Origin of the sequence: Amycolatopsis bullii, assembly GCF_014654205.1 — a bacterium.
Taxonomy (GTDB): Bacteria; Actinomycetota; Actinomycetes; order Mycobacteriales; family Pseudonocardiaceae; genus Amycolatopsis; species Amycolatopsis plumensis.
In genome coordinates this window covers 307180-328471 of sequence record NZ_BNAW01000004.1, presented here as the reverse complement: position 1 = coordinate 328471, position 21292 = coordinate 307180, and the positions used below count along the sequence as shown (strand labels likewise).

Below are 21292 nucleotides of genomic sequence, written 5' to 3'. Positions count from 1 at the left end.
GTTCCCGGCGGTACGCGAGCGGACTATTTATGGCACGTGAAGCTTTCTACTTCGCCACTGGGAGACCTCAATGTCCGCACGTATTTCCGCTGACGTCCGCGCGCTTTTCGTCGATCTGGGGGTCGAGGTCGAAAACGCCGATTCGATCGAGACCGGTCTCGTGATCGACTGTTTCGAACAATGGGGGAGCCGCGTCGACTCGAGGGTGTGCTTCTCCACTTGCGGGACGAACATCGAAGCGCTGCGCGAGGTGGAACTCGCCGCGTGAGCCCGTTCCGGCTGCCGTCCGCACTGGTCCGGGCCTGAGGGAGCCGGTCTCCCGGGTGCATTCGCCCCGGAGGCCGGCTCCCTCGGCGTGCGCCTGACATCCACTGGCGACAGTCGATGGGAAAATTTCCCACCATGCACCTATTGCTTTTCTACCTTCGGTAGTCGTCCGAGCGCGTCTTGCTATGGCTTTTCTACCTTCGGTAGTCGTCCGAGCGCGTCCTGTTGTGGTCGGATCGAATTGCTTCGAGGTTTACGTGCATTTTCCGAGGTGAACCCTCTTGGCCCAACCGGGAGTCCCGCGGAAATGTTTAACTGAGGCCCTGGGGAGTTGTGAAGGCGGAGGCGCCTCGTGATCAAAGTGCTCGTGGCTGAAGACATGCACATAGTCCGGAGCGCGCTCGTGGCGCTGCTGCGGCTGGAGCCCGACATCGAGGTGGTGGCCGAAGTCGCTTCCGGGACCGAGATCCTTGCCGCGGCCCGGGCCAGCGAAGCGCACGTCGCCATCATCGACATCGACCTGCCGGGCAAGGACGGCCTCACCGCGGCCGGTGAGCTGCGCGAGCAGCTGCCGTGCTGCCGCACCCTCATCCTCACCGGCCTGGGCCGTCCGGGCACGCTCAGGCGCGCGCTGGACGCGCGGGTGAGCGGGTTCCTGCTGAAGGACGCGCCGCCGGGCGAGCTGGCCCACGCGGTCCGCGGCGTCGCGGCCGGACGGCGGATGGTGGACGGCGACCTGGCCCTGGCGGCCTGGGACAGCGACGACTGCCCGCTGACCGGCCGCGAGCTCGACGTGCTGCGGCTGACCTCGCAGGGGTACGGGACGGTCGAGGTGGCGGCCCGGCTGTACCTGTCGGCGGGCACGGTGCGGAACTACCTGACGACGGTGGTGTCGAAGCTGGGGGCCCGCAACCGGGTGGACGCGATCCGGCTGGCCCAGGAGTCCGGCTGGATCTGAAGCGCCGGTCGCCCGGGAAACCGGCTCTCAGACGGGTACCACGGCGCGCAACCGGAACCGGCCGTCGTCCACCACACCGGCGGTGAGCTCGCCGCCGAGGTCGGCCACCCGGTGGGACAGGTTGCCGATGCCGCTGCCCGACGCGGTGCCGGGCCGCGCGGCTCCGTCTTCCGCCGCATCGGCCGGGGTGACCGGGCGCGGGCCGGACCGCTCGACGCCGTCGTTGACGATCTCGAGGCTGACTCCGCCGTCGACCCGGTGCAGGGCGATCTCGCAGGTCTCCACCCGGCTGTGCCGGAGCACGTTCGTGATGCCCTCCCGCAGCACCACCGCCAGTACCGTGCGGACCGGCGCGGGCAGCTCGTCCTGGAGCATCTCCATCCGGACCCGGACGTCGGCGGCGGCGAGCACGGAGCGGGCCGAGCGGGACTCGCTGTCCAGGGACAGCTCTCGGTAGCCGCTGGCCACCGAGCGCACGTCGGAGAGAGCCTGCCTGGTCAGGCCCAGGATCTCGACCAGCTCCTCGGCCGCCCGGTCGCGGTCCAGTGGCAGCACCCTGGCCGTCAGCTCGCTCTTGAGCGCGATCGCCGAGAGGCTCATGCCGAGCAGGTCGTGCAGGTCGCGGCCGAAGCGCAGGCGCTCCTCGGCGACCGCGGTCTCGGCCAGCCGCCGCCGGCTGTGGTTGAGCTCGGCGACCAGCCGGACCAGCCACAGCATGCCGAACACGATGAGCCCGACCATCACCGTGCCGGCGGAGAACGCCACCGCGTAGAGGGCGTCATCGCCGGCCTGCCCTGCGACGTACTGGAGCCAGAGGTAGAAGCCGGCGTTCGCGGCGAAGACCAGCCAGCCGGCGACCGGGGGCAGGACCAGCAGCGCGCAGCCCATGAGCAGCGACGGCCAGCTCACCCAGTCCCCTTGCAGCGGCAGCATCGGGAGGTAGATCAGGCAGGCCTGGACGAAGAGCATCGCGATGCTCTGGCCCGAGCGCAGCCGGGTGGAGGGGCGGTTGAAGTAGGCGAACTGCAGGGTCAGCAGCGCCGCCAGCGACCCGGCGACGAGCGCGATGTGCCAGCCGTTCGTGGTCAGCAGGAGCGCGTGCACGACGGCCATGAGGCCGAACAGGGTGAAGATGACCGGCAGGAGCACCCGGACCCGCCTCGACTCCGCGTCGGCCGGCTGGGTGCCGTCGTCGGTGGACGGCGGCTCGATCCGGTCCGGCAGCGGCAGCTCGACGAGCAGCCGGAACCGGCCGTCCTCGCCGATACCGCTGCGCACGGTGCCGCCCAGCGCGGCCACCTCGTCCGGCAGCCGGGCGAGCAGCTCGGACTCCGCGGGCAGGTCGTCGGGGCCCACGCCGTCGTTGACGATCTCCAGCGACACCCGGCCGTGCCGCTGCTGGACTGCGATTTCGCAGTGTTCGACGTCGCTGTGGCGCAGGACGTCGGTGACGCCCTCCTGCAGCACCTTGGCGAGCAGGGTGCGCGCCTGGACCGGCAGGTCGCCCTGGTCCAGGTGGATCCGCACGGCGATGTCGGAGGCGGTCAGCAGCGACTGGGCGGTGCGGAACTCCTTCTCGAGCGACACGCGGTAGCCGTGGGACATCGCGCGGACGTCGGAGAGCGTGCGCTGCGCGATGGCGGTGATCTCGGCCAGCTCGGCCTGCGCCTGCTCGCTCGACTTGCGCATCAGGCGGTGCACCAGCTCACCCTTGAGGGCGATGGCCGAGAGGCTTATGCCGAGCAGGTCGTGCAGGTCCCTGGCGAAGGCCAGGCGCTGCTCGGCGACCGCGCGGCGGGCGAGCTCGGTCCGGGCGAGGTTCAGCTCGCGGATCATCCGGGCGATCAGAGGAAGCTGGGCGAAGACCAGGCTGTAGACGGCGACGCCGAGGACGGTGTAAACCGACTCCAGCGGAGTGTCGTAGCGCAGCTCGATCCACAGCACCGCGGCGAGATTGAGGCCGAAGAGGGGCCACGCGAACCGGGCGGGCAGCACCAGCACCACCGCGCCGCCGAAGAAGACCGGCATCGCCGCCCACATGGCGTCGAAGGTGAGGACCGGCACGTAGCCCAGCAGGGCCAGCACGACCAGCAGGACCCGGCTGGTCCTCGTGTCGAGGCGGACCGACGGCCTGCTGAAGTGGAGCAGCTGGATGGCGAGGAGCAGCGCGACCGCGAGGATGGCGTAACCGGCCGCGACCGGGCTCACCGACTGGGGGATGAGGCCGGCGAGCAGCACGGCCCCGAAGCCGGCGACGACCACGGTGATGATCGAGCCGGCGAGGTAGGTCGCCAGCTTGGGCCGCCGGTCGACCGCGCTCGTGCCCCAGGGCACGGAAAGGGCGCCCGAGCGGTTCGAGTCGACGACCGGAGACATGCGCAACGATCCTCCGGTGTCGTGGCGTCGCACGGAGTGGGTTCGGTGACCCGGGCTGAGCTCGGTCTGCATGCTTCCGGCCAATCCTATCTCATCCCGTCGGCTCGTATTACCAATCCGGCCCGAAGTAGGCCGCCCCTGTACTGCACGTAACCGTTGTTACCAAGCCATTCGGCCGTGACTGTGGCCGGATCGGCGACGATCGGCACAGTCGGCGAAGGGTGGCCGTGCCGCCGTGCGTCCGGCTCCGGCCGAACGTCCGGTCCACTTCGTCAGCCGCGGCCCCGGCCCCGCGCGACACCGGCCAGCGCGAGGAAATCCAGGTACGGCACCGCGATCGAGCCGGTGTGCAGCACGGATCGCCCGTCCTGGCGGAAGAAGCTCAGGCCGGGACCGTCGTCGTCGTGCTCGCCGGGGCCGGCGCCCTCGAGGCGGCGCGTCGCCGGGAAGTCCGCGGCGAACCCGGTGTCCAGCGCCTAATACACCGGCAGGTCCCACCCGAAGTGCCTGCGGTACTGCTCGATCTTCGTGTAGGGGGCGTGGGAAACGATTACCAGGCGGGTGTCCCGGGTCTGCAGCGCGGCCGAAAGCTCTTCGGCGGAGGCGACGGCGGCGGGCCGGCTGCGATCGGGGACGGTGTGGTGCACCACGAGCCGTCGATGCCCGTCGAACAACTCGGCCAGGGTGACCGTGCCTGCGGGCCCGGCGAACCGGTACGCCCCGGCCGGCACGGGGCGTGGCCCGGGGTGGGGCCTGCCGGGTCAGGCCGGGCAGCGCCAGTTCGGTCATGATCGCCTCCTGGGTACGGTGTGCCGGTGCCCACCGCGCATTGTGCGCCCGGACGCCGGCCAGGTCACCGGTTCGCGAGCGGGCAGAGCAAGGTGGGAGACGCGGGCCGCCGGGCGCGGCCGCGGGCCGGGCCCTAGGCTCGCGGCCATGGCCAAGTACTTCGACGTGCACCCGGACAACCCCCAGCGGCGCGCCATCGGCCAGATCGCGGACCTGGTGCGGCGCGACGGGCTGATCGCCTACCCGACCGACTCGTGTTACGCGCTCGGGTGCCGGCTCGACAACCCCGAGGGCCTCGACCGCATCCGGGCGATCCGCAAGCTCGACCGGCGGCACCACTTCACGCTGGTCTGCCAGGACTTCGGGCAGCTGGGCCAGTTCGTGCACGTGGACAACGCGGTCTTCCGGGCGATCAAGGCGGCGACGCCGGGCAGCTACACGTTCATCCTGCCGGCCACCAAAGAAGTGCCGCGGCGGCTGATGCACGACAAGAAGAAGACCGTCGGCGTCCGCATCCCGGCACACGTGGTCACCCAGGCGCTGCTGGCCGAACTGGGCGAACCGCTGGTGTCCAGCACGCTGCTCCTGCCGGACGTGCCGGAACCGCTGACGCAGGGCTGGGAGATCAAGGACGAGCTCGACCACGTGCTCGACGCGGTCGTGGACTCCGGTGACTGCGGGGTCGAGCCGACCACGGTGGTCGACTTCTCCTCGGGGGAGGCGGAGATCGTCCGCCGCGGCGCGGGCGACCCGGACCGCTTCGCCTGATCAGTCCGATTCGGACGTCCACAGTGGATTTCTGTGCTGCTGCACCAGTTCCAGCCATCGGCGGGCGCGCGGCCCGGTGGCTTCGACGGCCAGCCCGGCGGCCGGGCGACGGCCGGTGAACAGCAGGCAGAAGTCTTCGGCACGGCCGGAGATCCGGTCCGCCGCGTCGGCGGGGCCGAATTCCCAGAGCGTCCCCGACGGCGCGGTCAGCTCGAACCGGAGCAGCCCGGCGGGCGGCCCGCCGTGCCCGGCGTAGACGTCGCCGCTGGTGCGGACGCCGTAGTAGGCGACGTGGCCGATGGCGTCGTCGCGCGGGAGCCGGGCGCCGAGGACGTCGGCGATGTCCTGGCCGCGGGCGAACAGGACCGTCAGCAGCGCCGCCGCCAGCAGGGACGGCCGCAGCGGGCCACCGGGCCACGGAACGTCCCCGGCCACGGTGGCCAGCAGCTCGACGGCCTTGCGGTGTTCCGAACGCCAGGCGAGCACGGCGTCGCCGAGCAGGCCGGCGTCGGTGATCCGGGGAGCGGTCCCGGTCCCGGTGCCCTCCACGGCCAGGACGACCCGCCGCGCGACGACCGTGAGTTCGGCGAGGTGGGCGGCGACCGCGCGGGCGGACGGCAGCGGCAAGGCTCCCGCGTGGGCGTGCACCAGGTCCGCGAGGGCGTCCGCCCCGGCCTCCAGATCGGCGTACACGTCGGACATGGTTGCGGCCTCCGTGGCTGATCGGCGCTGAGGTGTCGATGCTGCTCCCGGGCCGCCGCCGCGGGCGACTCGTGGGTTGCGGTCCCGGATCGGCTATGTTCGGGACCGGCAAGGCCGGATCCGGGGAGGGCACGTGAAGTACCTGCTGGCGATGTACATGAACCCCGACGTCTGGGAGGCGCTGTCCGAGCAGGACAGGGACGAGGTGATGAGCGGCCACGGCGAGTTCATCCGCCGGATCCGGGAGTCAGGGGAGATGATCAGCACTCAGGCCCTCGACGCCCCGGCCCGCAGCGCCGTCGTCCGGGTGACCGACGGGGTCCCGGCGGTGACCGACGGGCCGTTCATCGAGTCGAAGGAGTTCCTGGCCGGGTTCTACCTGGTCGAGTGCGCCTCGCCCGAGCGCGCCTACGAGGTGGCCGCGATGATCCCGGACGCCGGGATCAAGGGGCTCGGCATCGAGGTCCGGCCGGTGGTGTTCTTCGCCGACGCCGAAACCGAATCCGGGTTCACCGGCGGGTGAGCGCGTCCGTCGGGGAGCGCCTGCGGCCGCTGGTGCCCCAGGTGCTCGGTGCGCTCGTGCGTCGGTACGGCCAGTTCGACGCGTGCGAAGACGCCGTCCAGGAGGCACTGCTCGCCGCGTCGCAGCAGTGGCCCGCCGACGGCGTGCCGGACAACCCGTATGGCTGGCTCGTCGCCGTCGCGACCCGGCGGCTCACCGACCACTGGCGCAGCGAAAGCGCGCGGCGGCGGCGGGAGGAGTCCGTCGCAGTCCGCGAGCCGGTGGTGGCGCCCGGGCCGGACGACGACCGGCCGTCCGACGAGGACGACTCGCTCACCCTGCTCTTCCTCTGCTGCCACCCGGCGGTCTCCCCGCCCTCGCAGGTCGCGCTGACGCTGCGCGCGGTCGGCGGGCTGACCACGGCGCAGATCGCCAAGGCCTTCCTCGTGCCCGAAGCCACCATGACCCGGCGCATCACGCGGGCGAAGGAGAGCATCGCGGCGGCAGGCTCGACGTTCGGCGAACCGGACCCGGCCGACCGCGCGGAGCGGCTCCGGGTCGTGCTGCAGGTGCTGTACCTGATCTTCAACGAGGGCTACGCGGCCACGTCCGGGACGGACCTCCAGGCACCCGAGCTGGCGCGCGAAGCGATCCGCCTGACCCGCGGGGTGCACGCGCTGCTGCCGGACGACGGCGAGGTGGCGGGCCTGCTCGCACTGATGCTCCTGACGGACGCACGCCGGCCTGCGCGGGTCGGTCCCGAAGGCGAATTGGTCCCGCTCGCCGAGCAGGACCGCGGGCGGTGGGATCGGGCGATGATCGCCGAGGGCGCCGGCCTGGTCCGCCGTACGCTGGGCCGCCACCCGGTCGGCCCGTACCAGGTGCAGGCGGCCATCGCCGCGCTGCACGACGAAGCGCCCAGCGCGGAGACCACGGACTGGCCGCAGATCGTCCAGCTCTACGCGGTGCTCCAGGAGCTCGCGCCGAGCCCGGTGGTCACGCTGAACCAGGCGATCGCGATCGCGATGGCGGAGGGGCCGGAACGGGGGTTGGAGCTGCTGGCCACCCTGGCGGACGACAGCCGGATGAAGCAGAGCCACCGCCTCGACGCGACCCGGGCCCACCTGCTGGAACTGGCCGGCGACCACGAAGCCGCCCGAACCCACTACCGCCGCGCGGCGGAGGCGACCGCGAGCCGGCCCGAGCAGCGTTATCTGCTGGGGCGGGCTGATCGGCTGGGGTGACTCGCGCGCGTGGCCGGGCCGAGCGGTTGCCGCGGCCCGGCACGGGCTAATGGGTGGCCACCGCGGGGGTGGCCGCCCACGGCACTGTCCTCAGTGGACGACGATGCCCTCCTGCGGCGAAGGTGCCGCGGTGATGCGGAAGAGCCGGGCGAACAGCTCCAGGTCGGCCAGCCTGCCGTCGATCGCGATGCGGCCCGTGCGGACCGCCTCCGCGGCGCTCGTCTGGCCGCCGATCACGTCGAGGAGGACCCGGCCGCGGTCGGCGTGGATGACCAGGTCCGCGTCCGGGAGGCGGCCCTCCGTCACCTTCAGCGCGCCGTCGTCGACCATCGCGTGCAACGTCATCGTGTCGTGGTAACGGATCTCGAACGTCGCTTGCACGCCGTCGGCGGCGTCGCAGGACGTGGTCCAGCTCGCTGCCGTACTCGGTGAGCTCGTACACCACGCTCGCGTCCAGGTCGGGTCGCACGCGCCGGCGGACGACCCCGGACTTCTCCAGCTCGTTGAGCCGGGCCGGCAGGATGCTCGGCGGGATCTTCGGGAGCCCGGCCTGCAGCTCCGTGTACCGCTTCGAGCCGAGCACGAGGTCCCGCACGGTGAGCAGTGCCCACCGCTCACCGACGAGCTCCATCGCGGGCCACTCCGCAGAACTGGCCATAGGTACGGGTTTGTGCGGTCATCGGTCCTCACTTCGTGCGGTGGGGTGGAACTGGTTGTGGTCGCCCTCGGAGATGAGCTCGCGGTGCAGCAGCTGCAGGTCGTCGCACGGCTCGACGCCCAGCTCCTCGGCGAGCCGGCGGCGCAGGTCGCGGTACACGGCCATCGCGTCGGACCGGCGGCCACTGCGGCCCAGCACCCGCATCAGCTGCCCGTGCAGTGCTTCGTCCAGCGGGTTGCCCCCGGTCAGCGACCGCAGCTCGCCGATCAGCTCGCGGTGCCGTCCGCTGGCGATCTCCGCCTCGACCAGCAGGTGCAGCGTGGTGCGGTGCTGCTCGGCCAGCTGGGTCACGTACGACTGCAGCACCGGTCCACAAGAGACGTTCGCCAGCGGCGGCCCCGACCACAGGTCCAGCGCCTCGCGGAACCGGCCCGCCGCGTCGTCGTGCCGCCCGTTCCGTTGCAGGACCTGTCCTTCGTGCTGCAGCCGGTCGAAGCGGAAGACGTCCACCTGCGCGGGGTCGATGCGGAAGACGTAGCCCGGGTTCTTGGTGACGAGCAGGTCGTCGGCGTTCTCCGCGAGCCCGTTCTGCTGGATGCACCGCCGCAGATGGTAGACGTAGGTGTGCAGGGTGGTCCGCACCGTGCGGATCGGGTCGCTGGCCCACAGCTCCTGCATGATCGAGTCGGCGTGGACCAGCCGGCCCGGCCGGACCACCAGCAAGGCCAGCAGCTGCAGGACCTTCGGTGTCGTCGGCGCGTAGTCGACGCCGTCACGCAGGAGGCCGAGCGGGCCGAGGACCGTGAAGCGGACGACACTTTCGGATGGTTCCCGTGGCCGCGGGGTTGCCCCGGCCGCTAGCCTAGTTTCGGAGTACATTGCCGAACGCCTCCAGTGTGCAGCCGTGTGCCGGCTCCCCAGTAGTGCCGCGTCAGGACCGATGTACTCCCGATGTACCGTCGATCCCCCGGCTGTCCACACTCGAATGTGACAGAGCGGCCGGGGTGCGGCCAGTGAGCCGCCCACCAGAGTCGAACTGTGTTTCTCCGCCCGGACCCGTGCGTTCCGCACTTTTCGCGGCCGCGTGCCGCGGACTCCCGACCCGGCCGGATTGGCCGTCCGGATCATGCCGTCCGGCCGGGCGAACGGCGGAAGCCGGTGCTCACTCGCCGTGTCGGGGCAGCTTTCACAACGGATCCGTGCGAAGTGCACGAGGGGAGCCGTGCCCTTCGCACGGGTTCGGCGTTCCCCGCCGACAGCGCCTTCTCCGGTCTCCGTCGAGGCTCGATCGGTCGTCCACCGACCCGCGACATCCGGCGTCTTACCTGGCGGCGAGGGAAATCCAAGCGGAGGAATTCGAGGTTGGACTGATGATCTTGCGATCGGTTGCGTCCACGGGAGCGCAGCGGGAGGCCGGCGAGCCACCGGAGGACGCGGACCGGCTCAGACGCGAACAAGCCGTCCAGCCGGCGATCCTGCGGGCGATCGAGCTGCTGCTCGAACGCTACTTCGAGCCCATCACCCTGTCGGCGCTGGCCGCCGAGGTGTACGTGAGCCCCTTCCACTTCTCGCGCATCTTCGCGAAGGCGACCGGGGTCACCCCGGGCCGGTTCCTGACGGCCGTGCGCCTGTTCGAGGCGAAACGGCTGCTGCTGACCACTTCCCTGACCGTGTCGGACATCGTCTGCAGCGTCGGCTACAGCAGCGTCGGCACCTTCACCAGCCGGTTCGTCCGGGCCGTCGGCATGACGCCGACCGAGTACCGCGAACCGGACGTCGGCGAGCTGCTCGTCGCGCACTCGGCGTACTTCCAGCGGCTGCCGTCGCAGCAGTCGCTGCGCGAAGCCGGCTGCGCTTCGCAGCCGATGGGCACCGGCCACCTGGACGTCGACCTGGTGCTGCCGGACGACGCGGCCCCGGCCACCGTTCTCGTCGGCGTGTTCGCCGACAACGTGCCGCAGCGCGGCCCGGTCGCCTTCGGCGGCTCGGCCAACACCCGGTCCGGGCGGTTGACCGTGCACGGCGTGCCGGAGGGCAACTGGACCGTGATTGCGATCGCCGACCACAGCGTGCACGCCAAGAGCGGCCCCGCTTTCACGGTCGGGACCGCCTCGGCCGCCGTGTCGCCGTTCGACTCGCCGGGCGTCACCGTCCGGCTGCGGCGGCCCGCGCTGACCGACCCGCCGATCGCGATCACCCTGGCGTCCCGGCCGACGCCGTCGAGCCGGCAGCAGTTCGCCACGCAACGGCCGCACCTGCGCGCCGTCGCCTGAGCCCCGTTCCCCCGACCGACAGGAAGATCCGGATGTCGACTCTGCTCGGCGTGCTGCGCAAGCGCGTGCTCGCTCCCTCCCTCGCGTCCGTCGGCTTCGCCGAGCGCGGGTTCCCGGTGGTGCACACCGACGCCACGGCCCGCCTGGAAGCGGTGCCCCAGGCGGTCGTGTGCGGGTTCGAATGGGCCATCGAAGGCGCGTCGCTGTGGGAGATCGAGCGGCGCCTCGCGCTGATCGAGCCCGAACAGCGCGGGTTCGCCTACGAGGGCGCGACGATGGGCTACTCCGTCCTCGACGCCATGCCCGGCGGCGGCTCGGACCGGACCCGCGAGCTGCTCGAAGGACCGGGCCGCCCGCACATCTTCCTGGCCTACATCGGGATCGGGTTCGCGATGGCGCGGCTGCCGCGTCCACTGTGGAAGAAGATGCTGCCCGAGCTGACCGGGGTGGCCTACCACCCGGTGATGAGCTGGCTCGCCGTCGACGGCTACGGCTTCGACCGCGCCTACTTCGACACCGGGAAGTGGGTGGAGCGGCAGGCCGCCCCGGAGCCCTACCCGTGGGCCGGCCGCCCGGAGTACTTCCCCCGCGCGTTCGACCAGGGGGTCGGCCGCGCGCTGTGGTTCATCCACGGCGGGAACCCGGACGCGGTGGCCGCCGCGGCCGGCCGGTTCGCCGAGCACCGGCGGGCCGACCTGTGGAGCGGGATCGGGCTCGCCGCGACGTTCGCGGGCGGCAGTGACCAGCTCGGGCTGGCGCGGCTGCGCCGGGCGGCCGGCGGGTACCACGACGAGCTCGGCCTGGGCGTCGTGTTCGCGGTGAAGGCGCGGACCTACTCCGGGTACGTGCCGGCGCACACCTCCCTCGCGTGCGGTGCCCTGGTCGACCTGACCGTGCAGGAGGCGCAGAACCTGGCCGACCGCACCGAGCGCGCCGACGGCGACGACGGGCCGGAACCGCCCTACGAGCTGTGGCGGGAGCGGATCCGGCAGGAGCTCCGCCCGGCCGCCGCGCGCCGGGCGAGCTGAGCGGTGATCCCACGCAACCGTGGAGTAGACCGCCGACCAGCGGATCTGTGACCGTGGAATCGACGAGCAGAACCAAGTCTCATTCGACCCGTGAGGGGGAGAGTGCGTTGGGCAATGGCTGGCGTGCGCTCAGACGCCGCATCCTGACACCGAACGTTTCGGAGACCTCGCTGGAAAAGCGTGGCTTCCACCGCAAGAGCCCAGCCGCTCAAGAACGGCTCGAGACGATCGGGGAGAAATTCCTCCTCGGGTACGCACACGCGGTCGAGGCGCGTTCGGTCGAGCAAGCCGAAGAATGGCTCGAGCGCATTCCGCCGCAGTTCCGCGGCTTCGCCTACGAAGGCGCGGGAATGGGGTACGGCGTCCTCGACGGGCTGCCGTTCGGCAAGAGCACGAACATCGCCGAATTCCTGGCCGGCCCCGGTGAGAAGCACGACTACATCATCTACGTCGGGGTCGGCTGGGCCATGTGCCGGCTTCCGCGGTTCGCGTGGCCGAAGGCCTCGGCGTTCGACCCGCTGCTGCGCTGGCTCGTGCTCGACGGCTACGGCTTCCACCAGGCGTACTTCAAGACCGACCAGTACATCCGGCAGCAGTACCAGGAGCCGGGTTTCTCGTGGCCGGACAAGCGCTACGACGGGTACGCGTTGCGCGCCATCGACCAGGGCATCGGCCGGGCGCTGTGGTTCATCTGCGGTACCGACGTCGAGCTGGTGACGAAGACGATCGAGGAGTTCCCCGAGTCGCGCCACGGCGACCTGTACGCCGGGGTCGGGCTGGCCTCGACCTACGCGTGCGGCGTTACGGCCGACGAGCTGCGGGAACTGGTCGACCGGGCCGGCATCCACCACGGGCCGCTGGCGCAGGGAAGCGCGTTCGCGGCCGAGTGCCGGGTGCGCTCGGGCCTGATGATCCCGGAGACCGAGATGGCGGCCCGGGCGATCTGCGGGCTCCCGGCCGAGCGCGCGGCGGCCATCACCCAAGAGGTCCGGCCGGAGGTGGTCGTCGACGGCGACGACGTCCCGGCGTTCGAAACCTGGCGGCGGCGGATCGCCGACGAAGTCCTGACGCACGGAGGTGTGCACGAATGACCGCGACCTTGGGCCGGCTGCGCAAGCAGCTGGCGGGCATCGTGGCGCTGGCGCTGATCTTCACCCTGTTCCTGGTCGCGCGCCTGCCCAGCGTCTCCGCCGCCGAGCAAGACTCGATGGCGAGCAAGTTCCACTTCACCCCGATGACGATCGCCTTGCCCGCGGCCAAGAAGTCGCAGTCGATCCGGACGGTGAACAAGCAGTACAAGGACATCGCCGCGTGGATCTCCTCGGTCGGCGCCGCGATCGCGCTCAACGACATCAGCGGCAGCGGCAAGGCGAACGACCTTTGCCTGGTCGACACCCGCAGCGACCAGGTCGTCATCACGCCGTCGCCGGACTCGGGCCCGCGCTACGCGCCCTTCGCGCTCGACCCCGCGCCGGCCCTGCCGACGTGGGACTACATGGCGCCGATGGGCTGCGTTCCCGGTGACTACAACGAAGACGGCCGGACCGACGTGCTGGCCTACTACTGGGGCCGCACGCCGGTGCTGTTCCTGCAGAAGGCCACCGCGGCGAAGTTCGACGCGGCCGCGTTCCAGCCGGTCGAGCTCGTGGCGGGCAACCACCGCGGCCCGGACGGGAAGTACAACGGCCCGATGTGGAACACCGACTCCGTCACCATCGGCGACTTCGACGGTGACGGGCACGTCGACATCTTCATCGGGAACTACTTCCCGGACAGCCGGGTCCTCGACCCGAACGCCGACGGCGGCATCACGATGAACCAGTCGATGTCGCACGCGCTGAACTCGGGCGCGAAGTACATCTACCGCTGGACCAGCGCCGCGTCCGGCGCAAACCCGAGCGCGCAGTACGTCGACGCTTCGCAGGGCATCCCGGAAGTCGCCCGCTACGGCTGGACGCTGGCCTCCAGCGCGACCGACATCGACGGCGACAGCCTGCCGGAGCTCTACATCGCCAACGACTTCGGGCACGACCGGCTGCTCTACAACAAGTCCACGCCGGGCCACATCGAGCTCGCCGAGGTCACCGGCGTCCGCGGGATCACCGACCCGAAGTCGAAGGTGCTGGGCAACGACTCCTTCAAGGGCATGGGCGTCGACTTCGGCGACCTGAACCACGACGGGCTCTACGACCTGTTCGTCAGCAACATCACCACGTCGTGGGGCATCGAAGAGTCGAACTTCCAGTTCATGAACACCGCGAAGAACACCATGGACCTGCGCAAGCAGCTGCAGGACGGGGTCGCGCCGTTCGACGACGTGAGCGGCAGCCAAGGGACCGCCTGGTCCGGCTGGGGCTGGGACGTCAAGATCCAGGACTTCAACAACGGCGGCGAGAACCAGATCGCGCAGGCGACCGGGTTCGTCAAGGGGCAGGTCAACCGCTGGCCGAACCTGCAGGAGCTGGCCACGGCGCACGACGGCATGCTGTCCAACCCGCTCTGGTGGCCGAACGCCCGTGCCGGTGACGACATCGGCGGCGACCACACCCTGCACTTCTTCGTGAAGAGCGCGGACGGCCGGTACACCGACCTCGCGCCGCAGCTGGGCCTGGCGGTCCCGGTGCCCACCCGCGGTATCGCCGTCGGCGACACCGACGGCGACGGCCTACCCGAGTTCGCGGTGGCGCGGCAGTGGGAGGCGCCGATCTTCTACCACAACGACAGCCCGAACCCCGGCAAGTACCTGCAGTTGAAGCTGACCACCGACGCCCCGGTGGCGCCCGGCCCGCTGCCCGCGGCCGGCCCGCCCGCGATCGGCGCCCAGGCCACCGTAACGACGGCGGACGGCAAGAAGTACCTCGGCCGGGTCGACGGCAGCAGCGGTGAGGCCGGCCGGCGCAGTTTCGACGTCCAGATCGGCCTCGGGCACGACGTCAGCGGCCCGCTCGACGTGCACCTGCAGTGGCGGGACCGGACCGGGCAGCTGCGGACCCAGAACCTGAAGCTCAAACCCGGTTGCCACATGTACCAGCTCGGCACCACGGCGAAGGAAGCGATGTGACGTGATGGCGACCCCGACTCTGACCAAAGTGGACACCGCGCCACCGAAGCGCACCGACAAGGTCGTCACCGCCTTGCGCCGCTTCGCGATCTCGATCACGATCTTCAACATCGTCGGCTACACCGTGCTCGGCTTCGAGCAGCCGTGGCTGTACCCGTTCGTCGCGCTGGCGACCGCGTACACCACGGAGATCCTGCTCGAAATCATCAACGCCCGCGTCACCTCGCGCGCGGTCCGCTTCAAGGGCAACGGGTTCAAGGGGCTCATGGAGTTCCTGCTCCCGGCGCACATCACCGGGCTCGCGCTGAACATGCTGACCTACGTCAACGACCGGATCCTCGTGATGATCTTCGGTGTGGTCGTCGCGGTCGGCGCGAAGTGGATCCTGCAGGCGCCGGTGTACGGCCGGATGCGGCACTACATGAACCCGTCGAACTTCGGCATCACGATCATCCTGCTCGTGTTCCCGTGGGCGAGCATCGCCCCGCCGTACCACTTCACGGAGCAGATCCCCACCTGGGGTGGCTGGCTGATCGTCGGCATCATCCTCGTGTCGGGCACGGTGCTCAACGCGCTGCTGACCGGCCGGATGTTCCTCATCGCGGGCTGGCTGAGCTTCTTCGTCATCCAGGCCGTCGTCCGCGGCTGGCTCTTCGGCACGTCGATCCCCGGCGCGCTGGCGATGGCCACCGGTGTCGCGTTCGTGCTCTACACCAACTACATGGTGACCGACCCGGGCACGTCGCCGTCGAAGCCGGGTTCGCAGTTCGCCTTCGGGGCCGGGGTGGCGCTCGCGTACGGCTTCTTCACCGCCGTGCACGTGGCCTACGGGCTCTTCCTGGCCACCGCGACCGTCTGCCTGATCCGCGGCATGTTCCTGTGGGCGCTGCACTTCTCGAACAAGGCGCGGATCAAGTTCGAGGCCGAGCAGGCCGAGCAGAAGGCGAACCTGGAGCTCGCGCCCGCGCCGGCGGAAGCGGGCGGCGAGAAGCCGGGAGCCGTCGCGGCATGACCGGCCGCCAGCACCGAGCCCGGGCGGCGCACCCCGCGCCGCCCGGGCCGCCGCGCCGGGCGACCCTCCGGTTGCTGAAGCAGCTCTTCACCGACCGGCTCGCGCTCATGGGCGACAACGCCGAGGTCTACGGTGACGTCGTCCGCATCGCCATCGGCCCGAAGGCGATGTACCTGGTGAACCACCCGGACCTCGCGAAGCACGTCCTCGCGGACAACGCCGCGAACTACCACAAGGGCATCGGCCTGCAGGAGGCGCGCCGGGCCCTCGGCGACGGCCTGCTCACCAGCGACGGCGAGACGTGGCGCGAGCAGCGGCGGACCATCCAGCCGGTGTTCCAGCCCAAGCGGATCGCGCGGCAGGCCGCCGTCGTCGCGGCCGAAGTGGACGCGCTGATCAAGCGGCTCGGCGCGCACGACGGGCCGGTCGAGATCCTGCACGAGATGACCGGGCTGACCCTCGGCGTGCTCGGCAAGACGCTGCTCGACGCCGAGCTCGGCGGGTACGAAACGCTCGGCCACTCGTTCGAGGCCGTGCAGGACCAGGCCATGTTCGAGGCGGTCACGCTGAGCGCGGTCCCGCAGTGGGTGCCCTTGAAGAAGCAGCTGGAGTTCCGCACCGCGCGCGACGACCTGCGCCGGATCGCCGACGAGCTCGTCGAGCAGCGGCTGGCGAACCCGGTCGAGAACGGCGAAGACGTGCTGTCGCGGCTGATCGCGTCCGGGTCCGGGCAAGGTGCGTCGCGCGAACGCATGCGGGACGAGCTGATCACCCTGCTGCTGGCCGGGCACGAGACGACGGCGAGCACGCTCGGCTGGGCCTTCCACCTGATCGACGAGCACCCCGACGTCGGCGAGCGGCTGCACGCCGAAGCCGTCGAGGTGCTGGGTGACCGCCTGCCCGAGCACGAGGACCTGCGCCGGCTCACCTACACCGCGGCCGTGGTCGAGGAAGTCATGCGGCTGTACCCGCCGGTGTGGCTGCTGCCGCGGGTCGCCCAGGCCGACGACGAGATCGGCGGGTACCACGTGCCGGCCGGCTCCGACGTCGTCGTGGTGCCCTACACGCTGCACCGGCACCCGGGGTTCTGGACCGACCCGGAGCGGTTCGACCCCGGCCGGTTCGACCCGGCGAACCCGGCCGGACGGCCGCCGCGCTACGCCTATATCCCGTTCGGCGCCGGGCCGAGGTTCTGCATCGGCAACAGCCTCGGCGTGATGGAGGCGGTGTTCGTGCTCGCCATGGCGGCGCGGGACCTGGTGCTGCGGAAGGTGCCGGGCAAGGTCGTCGACCCCGAAGCGATGCTCTCGCTGCGGGTGCGCGGCGGGCTGCCGATGACCGTGCACCGCCGGGAACGGGTGCGCCGGGCCGAGGCCGCCTGAGTTCACTGTGGACATTCGATGAGGAGGTAGGCCGGTGCAACCCGAAGCCACCGAAGAAGAACGCGTCAAGAACCTGACCCTCGAGGCCTACGCGGACACGATCGTGCCGGGGGAGAAGCGGAACGAGGACGACCGGGCGATCGCCGGGGCCGCGCCCGGCCCCGGTGCGGTGGCGGCGGGCGCGCTCGAGCTGCTGAACTTCGACGCGACCGGCGTCACCGTCGGCCTGCCCTACCTCGCGCAATCGCTCAACGATCACGCGAAGACCTACGCGGGCGAAGTGGAACTCGCGCTCGACCACGACGTCCCGCCGTTCGTCGCGCTGCCCTACGAGCACCGCCGCGAGCTGGTGCGGCGGCTGACCGCACCCGGCCACCCGGAGAAGGACGGCTGGGTCAGCCTCGCGCTGTTCTGCAACATGGCCTTCGACAGCGCCGCGCACATGCACACCGCCGACGCCATCCGCGAAGGGCACCCCGGACTGCTGGCGCTGGGCTACCAGGCCCCCGACGCCGACGGGTTCTGGCGGTTCCCGAAGTACGGCTACGGCCGCAAGCTGGCCGAACTCCACCCGGACACGACCCCATCGGGGAGCCCCGCATGAACGCCATCGACAAGACCGACGTCGTCATCGTCGGCAGCGGCTTCGGCGGGTCCATCCCCGCCTACCACCTCGCCGCCGGCGGGGCCAAGGTCACCGTGCTGGAGCGCGGGCCGTGGCTGGCCGCGGCCGACTTCGAGCACGACTACCTGCTCGGCTCGTCCTACACGCGGGCGTTCGACTTCGTCGTCGGCGACGGGATGAGCGTGCTCGGCGGCAACTGCGTCGGCGGCGGCAGCGTGGTGTACTTCGCCGCGATGCCGCGCGCGCCGCGGTTCGTGTTCGAGCGTCACGGCAGCATCGGGCGCCGGATGTGGCCTTCGGTCATTTCGCGGGACACGCTGGAGCCGTGGTACGACCGCGTCGACGAGTCGATCCCGGTGTCCAAACAGGACTGGAGTGACGTCTCCTACGCCGGTGGCCTGTGGGCTGCGGCCTGCAACCACTCCGGGCGGACGGCCAACCCGGCACCGGTCGCCGTCGACAACGCCACCTGCGTCAACTGCAACTTCATGATGGCGGGCTGCAAGTTCGACGCCAAGCGGTCGATGCTGACGAACTACCTGCCCGCCGCGCTGGCCCACGGCGCGCAGATCCGGCCGCTGCACGAGGTCCAGCGGCTCGAGCGGACCGAGGACGGCGGCTACCGCGTCCACTTCGACCTGATCGACGAAGAGGACTACCGGATCCACACCGGCAGCGGCGTGATCGAGGCGAAGGTCGTCATCATCGCCGCCGGCGCCGGCGCGACCCCTGTCATCCTGCAGCGCTCGGAGGCGGCGCTCGGCGAGATGCCGCACGGCGTCGGCCGGTACTTCTCCGGCAACGGCGAGCGGCTCAACACCGCGATCATCGACGAGGACCGCGTCCGCGAGGTGCTCGGGCTGTCCCGTGAGGACGGTCCGGTGTACTCGGCCAACCACATCGGCAAGGGCCCGACCGTGGCGAACTGGGACAAGCTCGACGGCTCGCTGCCGGAGTACGAGCGGTACTCGCTGGAGCAGCTGTACTTCCCGCCGGGCCTGGGCACCATCCTCGCCCAGGTGCCCGGCGGGGCGGAGCCGCGCTGGTTCGGGGCGGAGAAGAAGGAGATGCTCAAGCAGTGGGCCAACTGGCTCACGATCTTCCTGATGACCGAGGACGACAACGAAGGCGTCTTCGGCACGCCGCCGCCGACCGGGAACGCCTACCGGATCTCGCAGCAGATGCTCGGCCGCGGTTCGCTGCGCTACGACCCGACGGAGAACACGCGGCGCGGCTGGGCGCTCGCGGACGCCGACTGCAAGGCCATCATCGAGAAGGACGGCCTGGCGAAGGTGGCGCCGTGGACCAACGACGTCGTCGGGGCGTACACGGTGCACCCGCTGGCGTCCTGCCGGATCGGGGACGACCCGGCGACGTCCGCGCTGCACCCGAACCACGAGCTGCGCAACCACCCGGGCATCTTCGTCACCGACAGCGCGTCGGTGCCGGGCGCGCTGACGGTCAACCCGGCGATGACCATCGCCGCGCTCGCCGAGCGCTCGGTCCCGGGCATCGTCCGGGAGCTGCAGGCCCGCGGCGTCGACGTCAAGTACGGCGCCCCGGCCCCCGACGGCTCGATCACCGGCCGCCGCGCGGTCTCCAAGCTCGATCTGGTCGCCGGCAGCTGATGCACGGGTACTTCGAACTCGCGCTCCTCGGGATGTGGGAGCGCGAGTTCTCCGTGGAAGGGAGAACCATGACCCCGGGACTGGTGCGGCTGGCGCTGCGGCGGACGGTGCGGGACGTCAAGCACGTCGAGGCCGTGCGGCCGCGGCGGGCGCGCGGGCTGGTGCGGGAGGTCTACCGGCAGGTCGAGCGGGACTTCGGGATGCTCGCCCCGCCGATCGCGCTGCACTCGGCGTCGCCGGAGGTGCTGGCCGCGGCGTGGCTGATGCTGCGGGAGTCGCTGGTCGCGGGCGGGGCGGCGAGCCGGGCCGGCAAGGAGGCCGTCGCGGCCGCCGTGTCCGCGGCGAACTCGTGCCCGTACTGCGTCGAAGTGCACGCGATGGCGCTCGGGACGCTGGGGGAGCCGGCCGCCGCCGCGGCCATCGAGGCCGGGGACACCGCGGCCATCCCGGACCGCGGCCTGCGCGCGCTGACGGCGTGGGCGGGCGGTGCAGGCAGGCTGCCCGCGGACGTGCCCGAGGACGCCGCGGCGGAGTTCACGGCGGTGGCCGTCGCGTTCCACTACCTCAACCGGGTGGTGAGCGTGTTCCTCGGGCCGTCGCCGCTGCCCGAGGCCGTTCCGCCGACGGCGCGGGCGAAGGCCAAGGCTGTCCTGGGCTTCCTGCTCAAGCCGGGTGCCGCGCCGCCGGCCGGGCAGGCGCTGGACCTGCTGCCCGCCGCGCCGGGGCCGAAGCCGGGCGACACGCTGTCCGACGCTTTCTCGCGGGCTGCGGCGGCGATCGAGGCCGCCGGGGAACGCTCGGTGCCCTCCCGCGTGCGGGAGCTCGTCCGCCGGGAACTCAAGGCGTGGGACGGGAAACCGCCCGGGCTGAGCCGCGCGTGGGTGGAGCCGGTCCTCGCCGAACTCCCCGCGGAGGAGCGCGCACCGGGGCGGATCGCCTTGCTGACGGCCAAGTCCGCCTATCAGGTGACGGCCGCCGACATCGCCGCGTTGAGCCCGGAGAGGACGGACGACCGCGGGGTGGTCGAGCTGGTGTCGTGGGCGGCGCTCACCGCGGCCGTGGCGGCGGGTGACCGGCTCCGCCCGCGAAGAGAAGACTTCCCAGGTCGCAACGGTGATGATCGATCAGGAGAAGACGTCGCATCGGGGAAAGGACTGACAGGTGACTGACACCACGGGCGTGATCGCCGACCTGACCGCCGAGGCCGCCGAGGTGGACGCGCTCGTCGCGGGGCTCACCGAGGCGGAGTGGGACACCCCCACGCCCGCGCCGGGTTGGACCGTCCGCCACCAGATCGCGCACCTCGCGTTCATCTTCCGCATCGCAGGGCTGTCGGCGGCGCAGCCGGAGGCGTTCGTCGCCATGACGAAGTCGCTGTCCGGTGGGTTCGAGGCCGCGGTCAACGCCGCGCTGGAGGACTACGTCCACGACCCGGCCGAGGTGCTCCTGACGCGCTGGCGGGCCGAGCGGGACGCGGGGCTCAAGGCCCTCGCGGCCGTGCCCGGGAACCAGCTGGTGCCGTGGCTGGTGAACCCGCTGCCGCCGTACGTGCTGGCGTGCGCGGGGATGATGGAGGTGTTCGCCCACGGCCAGGACGTCGCCGACGCGCTCGGCGTGCGCCGCGAGCGCACCGACCGGATCCGGCACATCGCCGGGTTTTCCGTTCGGGTCCGGGACTTCGGCTACGAGGCGCGGAACCTGACGCCGCCCGCGGAAGAGTTCCGGTTCGAGCTCACCGCGCCCTCCGGGGGGCTCTGGGCGTTCGGGCCCGAGGACGCGGCCCAGCGGGTCACCGGCAGTGCCGAGGACTTCTGCCTGCTCGTCACCCGGCGGCGGCACCGCTTCGACCTCGACGTGCGGGCGACGGGCACGCTGGCCGACCAGTGGCTCGACATCGCCCAGGCCTATCGCGGGCCGGCCGGGGCGGGGCGCCGCCCCGGCCAGTTCGACGCTTGAATCCTTTGTGGACAGTACGGGTCGTTGTCCGGTCGTGCTGACGACCCGGGCACGGGCAGCAAG

The 21292-nt window shown here is 71.3% G+C and carries 19 protein-coding genes and 1 pseudogene; 15 read left to right on the top strand and 5 right to left on the bottom strand.

Features of this window, described 5'->3' with window-relative positions; genetic code table 11:
- The first annotated feature begins 70 nt into the window (after positions 1–70).
- Positions 71–268, top strand: a complete 198-nt coding sequence (locus IE317_RS08245; protein ID WP_191307840.1) for a hypothetical protein — start codon at positions 71–73, stop codon at positions 266–268.
- Between the two features lie 351 nt (positions 269–619).
- On the top strand, positions 620–1225 hold the full coding sequence (locus IE317_RS08240; RefSeq protein ID WP_191307838.1) for a response regulator transcription factor: 606 nt from the start codon (positions 620–622) through the stop codon (positions 1223–1225).
- A 27-nt stretch (positions 1226–1252) separates the two neighbouring features.
- Here IE317_RS08240 and IE317_RS08235 read toward each other — a convergent pair whose 3' ends face one another.
- Together IE317_RS08235 and IE317_RS44390 are read right to left on the bottom strand one after the other, a co-directional pair.
- Positions 1253–3601, bottom strand: coding sequence for a sensor histidine kinase (locus tag IE317_RS08235; protein ID WP_191307836.1), 2349 nt, complete (start codon positions 3599–3601; stop codon positions 1253–1255).
- A gap of 476 nt (positions 3602–4077) precedes the next feature.
- On the bottom strand, positions 4078–4332 hold the full coding sequence (locus tag IE317_RS44390; protein ID WP_229902542.1) for a DUF899 family protein: 255 nt from the start codon (positions 4330–4332) through the stop codon (positions 4078–4080).
- Positions 4333–4537: 205 nt separating this feature from the next.
- Between IE317_RS44390 and IE317_RS08225 the strand changes: the two genes are divergently transcribed.
- Positions 4538–5158 (top strand): L-threonylcarbamoyladenylate synthase, encoded by a 621-nt coding sequence (locus IE317_RS08225; protein WP_191307835.1) that lies wholly within the window; start codon positions 4538–4540, stop codon positions 5156–5158.
- Here IE317_RS08225 and IE317_RS08220 read toward each other — a convergent pair whose 3' ends face one another.
- Positions 5159–5860, bottom strand: coding sequence for a maleylpyruvate isomerase family mycothiol-dependent enzyme (locus IE317_RS08220; RefSeq protein ID WP_191307833.1), 702 nt, complete (start codon positions 5858–5860; stop codon positions 5159–5161). It abuts the gene before it with no gap.
- A 133-nt stretch (positions 5861–5993) separates the two neighbouring features.
- Between IE317_RS08220 and IE317_RS08215 the strand changes: the two genes are divergently transcribed.
- Together IE317_RS08215 and IE317_RS08210 are read left to right on the top strand one after the other, a co-directional pair.
- Positions 5994–6383, top strand: a complete 390-nt coding sequence (locus IE317_RS08215) for a YciI family protein (protein WP_191307832.1) — start codon at positions 5994–5996, stop codon at positions 6381–6383.
- Positions 6380–7606: an RNA polymerase sigma factor gene (locus IE317_RS08210; RefSeq protein WP_191307830.1), complete on the top strand. Its 1227-nt coding sequence runs from the start codon at positions 6380–6382 to the stop codon at positions 7604–7606. The genes IE317_RS08215 and IE317_RS08210 overlap by 4 nt, the downstream gene beginning before the upstream one ends.
- Before the next feature lie 90 nt (positions 7607–7696).
- On the opposite strand, the pseudogene IE317_RS08205 reads toward IE317_RS08210, so the two are convergent.
- Positions 7697–8286 (bottom strand): annotated as a pseudogene (locus IE317_RS08205) (winged helix-turn-helix transcriptional regulator).
- Positions 8283–9143 carry an AfsR/SARP family transcriptional regulator gene (locus IE317_RS08200; protein ID WP_191307828.1) on the bottom strand — a complete coding sequence of 287 codons (861 nt, stop codon included), beginning with the start codon at positions 9141–9143 and terminating at the stop codon, positions 8283–8285. The pseudogene IE317_RS08205 and the gene IE317_RS08200 overlap by 4 nt, the downstream one beginning before the upstream one ends.
- A 491-nt stretch (positions 9144–9634) precedes the next feature.
- Between IE317_RS08200 and IE317_RS08195 the strand changes: the two genes are divergently transcribed.
- From IE317_RS08195 to IE317_RS08150, 10 genes are all read left to right on the top strand, one after another.
- Complete coding sequence (locus IE317_RS08195) at positions 9635–10537, top strand: helix-turn-helix domain-containing protein (RefSeq protein WP_191307827.1); 903 nt, start codon at positions 9635–9637, stop codon at positions 10535–10537.
- Between the two features lie 32 nt (positions 10538–10569).
- Complete coding sequence (locus IE317_RS08190) at positions 10570–11565, top strand: DUF1702 family protein (protein WP_191307825.1); 996 nt, start codon at positions 10570–10572, stop codon at positions 11563–11565.
- A gap of 107 nt (positions 11566–11672) precedes the next feature.
- A complete protein-coding gene (locus tag IE317_RS08185) occupies positions 11673–12656 on the top strand; it encodes a DUF1702 family protein (RefSeq protein ID WP_191307823.1) in 984 nt (327 codons plus the stop codon).
- Positions 12653–14626, top strand: coding sequence for an FG-GAP repeat domain-containing protein (locus IE317_RS08180; RefSeq protein ID WP_191307822.1), 1974 nt, complete (start codon positions 12653–12655; stop codon positions 14624–14626). Before IE317_RS08185 ends, IE317_RS08180 begins: the two co-directional genes overlap by 4 nt.
- A gap of 4 nt (positions 14627–14630) precedes the next feature.
- Positions 14631–15638, top strand: a complete 1008-nt coding sequence (locus IE317_RS08175; protein ID WP_191307820.1) for an enediyne biosynthesis protein — start codon at positions 14631–14633, stop codon at positions 15636–15638.
- A complete protein-coding gene (locus tag IE317_RS08170) occupies positions 15635–17020 on the top strand; it encodes a cytochrome P450 (protein WP_191307818.1) in 1386 nt (461 codons plus the stop codon). The genes IE317_RS08175 and IE317_RS08170 overlap by 4 nt, the downstream gene beginning before the upstream one ends.
- A gap of 34 nt (positions 17021–17054) precedes the next feature.
- Positions 17055–17624: a DUF5987 family protein gene (locus IE317_RS08165; protein WP_191307817.1), complete on the top strand. Its 570-nt coding sequence runs from the start codon at positions 17055–17057 to the stop codon at positions 17622–17624.
- Entirely contained in the window at positions 17621–19273 is a 1653-nt protein-coding gene (locus IE317_RS08160) for a GMC family oxidoreductase N-terminal domain-containing protein (RefSeq protein WP_191307815.1), read from the top strand. Before IE317_RS08165 ends, IE317_RS08160 begins: the two co-directional genes overlap by 4 nt.
- A gap of 68 nt (positions 19274–19341) precedes the next feature.
- Positions 19342–20442: a carboxymuconolactone decarboxylase family protein gene (locus IE317_RS08155; protein ID WP_191307813.1), complete on the top strand. Its 1101-nt coding sequence runs from the start codon at positions 19342–19344 to the stop codon at positions 20440–20442.
- A complete protein-coding gene (locus IE317_RS08150; protein WP_191307812.1) occupies positions 20435–21229 on the top strand; it encodes a TIGR03084 family metal-binding protein in 795 nt (264 codons plus the stop codon). Before IE317_RS08155 ends, IE317_RS08150 begins: the two co-directional genes overlap by 8 nt.
- Positions 21230–21292: the final 63 nt, after the last annotated feature.